Origin of the sequence: Nocardiopsis sp. TNDT3, assembly GCF_003427465.1 — a bacterium.
GTDB classification, from domain to species: domain Bacteria; phylum Actinomycetota; class Actinomycetes; order Streptosporangiales; family Streptosporangiaceae; genus Nocardiopsis; species Nocardiopsis dassonvillei.
In genome coordinates this window covers 1-4416 of the sequence record NZ_QPFC01000432.1, presented here as the reverse complement: position 1 = coordinate 4416, position 4416 = coordinate 1, and the positions used below count along the sequence as shown (strand labels likewise).

Annotated in this window: 4 protein-coding genes; 2 read left to right on the top strand and 2 right to left on the bottom strand. The window is 72.9% G+C overall.

Annotation, left to right across the window (positions count from 1 at the left end):
• Positions 1-38 precede the first annotated feature (38 nt).
• Both DQW06_RS11320 and DQW06_RS11315 read right to left on the bottom strand, forming a co-directional pair.
• A complete protein-coding gene (locus DQW06_RS11320) occupies positions 39-662 on the bottom strand; it encodes a cysteine hydrolase family protein (RefSeq protein WP_071622071.1) in 624 nt (207 codons plus the stop codon).
• 82 nt (positions 663-744) lie between these two features.
• The gene (locus DQW06_RS11315; RefSeq protein WP_013153076.1) at positions 745-1737 is read right to left on the bottom strand and encodes a GlxA family transcriptional regulator; all 993 of its coding nucleotides are present in this window, start codon (positions 1735-1737) and stop codon (positions 745-747) included.
• 460 nt (positions 1738-2197) lie between these two features.
• Here DQW06_RS11315 and gdhA point away from each other — a divergent pair, with 460 nt between their 5' ends.
• Positions 2198-3568, top strand: a complete 1371-nt coding sequence (gene gdhA, locus DQW06_RS11310) for an NADP-specific glutamate dehydrogenase (protein WP_019607294.1) — start codon at positions 2198-2200, stop codon at positions 3566-3568.
• 75 nt (positions 3569-3643) lie between these two features.
• On the top strand, positions 3644-4375 hold the full coding sequence (locus DQW06_RS11305) for an alpha/beta fold hydrolase (protein ID WP_013153078.1): 732 nt from the start codon (positions 3644-3646) through the stop codon (positions 4373-4375).
• Positions 4376-4416 lie beyond the last annotated feature (41 nt).

Here is a 4416-nt window from a genome sequence, read left to right as displayed (position 1 = left end):
GGGGGGGGCGGCCCCGCGGTGCGGGGCCGGAGCCCTGGTCAGTCGGTGAGGGCGTCGACGGTGGGGACGACCGTGCCGAACAGATCGGCGATGGTGGTCAGGGCGGCGGCCTGGAGGGTGGCGGCGGGCAGGACGGTGCCGTCCGGAGCGGTGAGGGCGCGGGTGGCGGTGGTCTCGGCGACGACGCTGGGGCGGTAGCCGAGGTTGAAGGCGCCCTGGGCCGTGTAGTTGACGCACATGTGCGTCATGAAACCGGCCAGCACGAGGTCCTTGCCGCTGCCCGGGGCGGCGCCCAGGGCGGTCAGGGTCCTCTCCAGTTCGGTGAGGTGGAAGGAGTCGGGGAACCGCTTGACCACGACCGGCTCGCCGTCGGCCGGGGCGACCTCGTCGCTGATGGCGCCGATGCGGGCGTGGATGTCGTAGGGGGTGCCCTCGCCCCCGTCGTTGACGACGTGGACGACGGGAGTGCCTGCGGCGCGGGCGCGCTCCAGCAGCCGGGCGCTGGCCGCGAGGGCTTCCTCGGCGCCTTCCAGCGCCATGACGCCGGTGCGGTAGGTGTTCTGGATGTCGATCATGACCAGGACGGCGTCGCCCAGACCGGGCGGCTGGTCGTCCAGACCGATGACGCGGCGCAGGGTCGTGGATGGCTGGTTCGTGCTCATGGGATGCCTTTCGGGAGAAGCGGGGCATGGCGAAGCTCTCCGTCCTGCCGGTGCAGGAGGGGAGTACTGGTGGGCGCGGGGGTCAGGCGGCCTGGGTGCGGAAGCGGCGGCGGTAGGCGGCGGGGGTGGTGGCGAGCTGTCGCCTGAACGCCCGGTGCAGGGTCTCCGTCGAGCCGAACCCGGCCCTGGCCGCGACCCGGTCGAGCGGGTCGTCGGTGGTCTCCAGCAGGCGCCGGGCGGCCTCGACCCGGACGCCCTCGACGTAGGCGGCGGGACCGGTGCCGGTCTCCTGGGCGAAGACGCGGGCGAAGTGCCGTTCGCTCAGGTGCATCCGGGCCGCCAGCACCTCCGCGGACAGGTCCTCGTCGAGGTGGTCGGAAATCCACAGCAGCAGCTCGTCGATGTCGCGGCGGGCGGAGGCGGGCCGGCTGAGCGGCACGGAGAACTGGCTCTGCCCGCTCTGCCGCTTGAGGTACATCACCAGCTGCCGGGCCACCGCCAGCGCGACGTCCTCACCCAGATCCTCGGCCACCAGGGCGAGTGCGAGGTCCAGGCAGGCGCTGATCCCGGCGCCCGTCCACAGCCGTCCGCGGTCGGCGCGGACGAAGATCGGGTCCGGGTCGACCGTGACGGCCGGATGGTCGGCGGCGAGCTGCGCGGCGGTCGACCAGTGCGTGGTCGCGGTCCTGCCGTCCAGCAGTCCGGCCGCCGCCAGTACGTGCGCGCCCACGCACACCGACGCCACCCGCCGGGCGCAGGGGGCGGTCTCCCGCACCCACGCCACGACGTCGGAGTCGATCCGGGCCACGGGGCCGTCGTCGCCCATGTCGACCGCGCCGGGTACCAGCAGCGTGTCCACCTGTCCGCCGACGTCGTCGAAGGACACGTCGGTGAGCAGCCGCACGCCCGCCGACGTCCGCACCTCGCCGCGGGTCGGCCCGGCGAGGAGGACCCGGTAGTCGGCACGGCCCGGGGCCTCCTGGTTGGCCAGCGCGAAGACCTCGGCCGGGCCGGTGACGTCAAGGAGGTCGACGTCGGGGAAGACCCCGATGACGACACGGTGCGGAAGGGACATGGGTCCATCCTCACCGCCGCCGACCATGACCGCAATGACGACCGGCTGTCACATCCGGACACCGGTCCGGTCCTGCGGCCAGGCCCGGAAGCGTCTCCTGCGGCTCGGCGCCGGGGCCCGCGAGGTGGGACCCGTCCCCGGGCGGCGTCACGTACGCGCAACGCGACGGAAACACGCGCCGCGCGGCGGCCGGGGGTCCCCTCCCGGTGACGACTCCGTGCGAGTACGCGCTGACCTGTGGCGACACCGGTTCCCCGGAGGGGGCGGCCGACCGTGGCCACGGAGGATTTATGTTTACATCGAGGTAATACACTCCTCACACAGCCACGATCCGCAGGCGTGAGGACCTCAGGGCCTCGGATCACCACCATGTGTTGCGCCAGCGTGCGCTTGTTCGAGGTTCCCGACACAACGGCGTGTGGGGTGCCCGTTCCACCTGTGCTGAAAGGAACGTTCACCCATGCCCTTCGCCGACGAGGCAGGCCGTGACCACCACCCCGGAGTCCGATCCGCCTACGAGCACGTCGTGCGCCGCAACCCCGACGAGCCGGAGTTCCAGCAGGCGGTGCTGGAGGTCCTGGACGACCTCTCCCCGGCCCTGACCCGGCACCCCGAGTACGCCGAACAGCGCATCCTGGAGCGCCTGTGCGAGCCCGAGCGCCAGGTGGTCTTCCGGGTGCCCTGGCGCGACGACCAGGGCCGGGTGCACGTCAACCGGGGCTTCCGGGTGGAGTTCAACAGCGCGCTGGGCCCCTACAAGGGCGGGCTGCGCTTCCACCCCAGCGTCAACCTCGGCGTGATCAAGTTCCTGGGCTTCGAGCAGATCTTCAAGAACGCCCTGACCGGCATGAACATCGGCGGCGGCAAGGGCGGCAGCGACTTCGACCCCAAGGGCCGCTCCGAGGCGGAGATCGAGCGGTTCTGCCAGTCGTTCATGACCGAGCTGCACCGCCACCTGGGTGAGCACACCGACGTCCCGGCCGGGGACATCGGCGTGGGCGGCCGCGAGATCGGCTACCTGTTCGGCCAGTACCGGCGCCTGGCCAACCGCTGGGAGGCCGGGGTGATCACCGGCAAGGGCCTGGAGTGGGGCGGCTCACGGGTGCGCACCGAGGCCACCGGGTACGGCAGCGTGCTCTTCACCCAGCGGATGCTGGAGCGGTCGGGCCGCGCTCTGGACGGCCAGCGCGTGGTGGTCTCCGGGTCGGGCAACGTGGCGATCTACTCGGTGGAGAAGGCCCAGCAGCTGGGCGCGAACGTGGTGGCCGTCTCCGACTCCGGCGGCTATGTGGTGGACGACAAGGGCCTGGACCTGGACCTGCTCAAGCAGGTCAAGGAGGTCGAACGCGCCCGGATCAGCGTCTACGCCGAGCGTCGCGGCGGGGGCGCCCACTACGTCGAGGGCGGCAGCATCTGGGACGTGCCGTGCGACGTGGCGCTGCCCTCGGCCACCCAGAACGAGCTGGACGCCGACGCGGCGCGCACACTGGTGCGCAACGGCGTGGTGGCGGTGGCGGAGGGCGCGAACATGCCCACCACACCCGAGGCGGTCAAGGTGCTGCGCGAGGCCGGTGTGCTGTTCGCGCCGGGCAAGGCGGCCAACGCCGGCGGTGTGGCCACCAGCGTGCTGGAGATGCGCCAGAACGCGCGGCGCACGTCGTGGTCCTTCGAGCACGCCGAGGCCGAGCTGGCCGAGACGATGGCGGGCATCCACGACCGCTGCGAGGAGGCGGCCGAGCGCTACGGGGCGCCGGGCGACTACGTGCTGGGCGCCAACGTGGCCGGGTTCGAGCGGGTGGCGGGCGCGATGCTGGCCCAGGGCCTGATCTAACGGTGGGGCGGGGCCTCCGGAGAGGCCCCGCCCCGTCCGGGCCCGGGTGTCACCGACGATTGGGAGGAGGCGGGCGTGTACGTCCGTGAGACCGGCGACGCACACGCTTCTCCTGTCCTGCTGCTGCACGGCGGCGGCGTCGCGGGATGGATGTGGCGTCCGGTGTTGGAGCGGCTCGGGGGCGCGGCCCGCGCGATCGTTCCCGACCTTCCCGGCCACGGACGCAGCGCGGACGAGGCGTACCGCTCACACGAGGAGACCGCCCGGGCCGTGGCGGAGGTCCTGGAGGAACGCGCGCCGCGCGGCGCGCTGGTCGCGGGGTTCTCCCTGGGGGCGCAGCTCACGACGCTCCTGGCCGCGACCCGGCCCGACCTCGTCACCGGAGCCGTCGTCGTGAGCGCCCAGGCCAGACCCCTCCGGTTCCCGGGCGCGACCCTGGGCCTGCTCGCCGCGACCGCGCCGCTCGCGCGACAGCGGTGGTTCGCCAGGCTCCAGGCGAGGGAGCTGTTCGTCCCGGACGAACTCCTGGACGACTACCTCCGCGACAGCGCCCGCATGAGCCGTGCGACCCTTCTCGCCAGCGTCGGCGAGAACATCCGCTTCACCCTTCCCCCCGGCTGGTCCGGTTTCGGGGGCCCGGCGCTGGTGATGGTCGGGGAACGGGAGCGCGGACTGATGCGCGATTCCGCGCGCGGCATCCGTGACGCCCTCCCGGGCTGCCGGCTGGCCTCCGTGCCGGGATGCGGTCACGGCATACCCCTCCAACGCCCGGACCTGTTCGCCCGTGTCCTGGCCGCCAGGGTGTGAGCGGCCCGTCCGGGCGTTGGAGGGGTATGCCGTGACCGCAT

Excerpts from the sequence above, each read along its gene's own strand:
- DQW06_RS11320 (WP_071622071.1), bottom strand. The coding sequence starts at position 662 with ATGAGCACGAACCAGCCATCCACGACCCTGCGCCGCGTCATCGGTCTG.
- DQW06_RS11315 (WP_013153076.1), bottom strand. The coding sequence starts at position 1,737 with ATGTCCCTTCCGCACCGTGTCGTCATCGGGGTCTTCCCCGACGTCGAC.
- gdhA (WP_019607294.1), top strand. The coding sequence starts at position 2,198 with ATGCCCTTCGCCGACGAGGCAGGCCGTGACCACCACCCCGGAGTCCGA.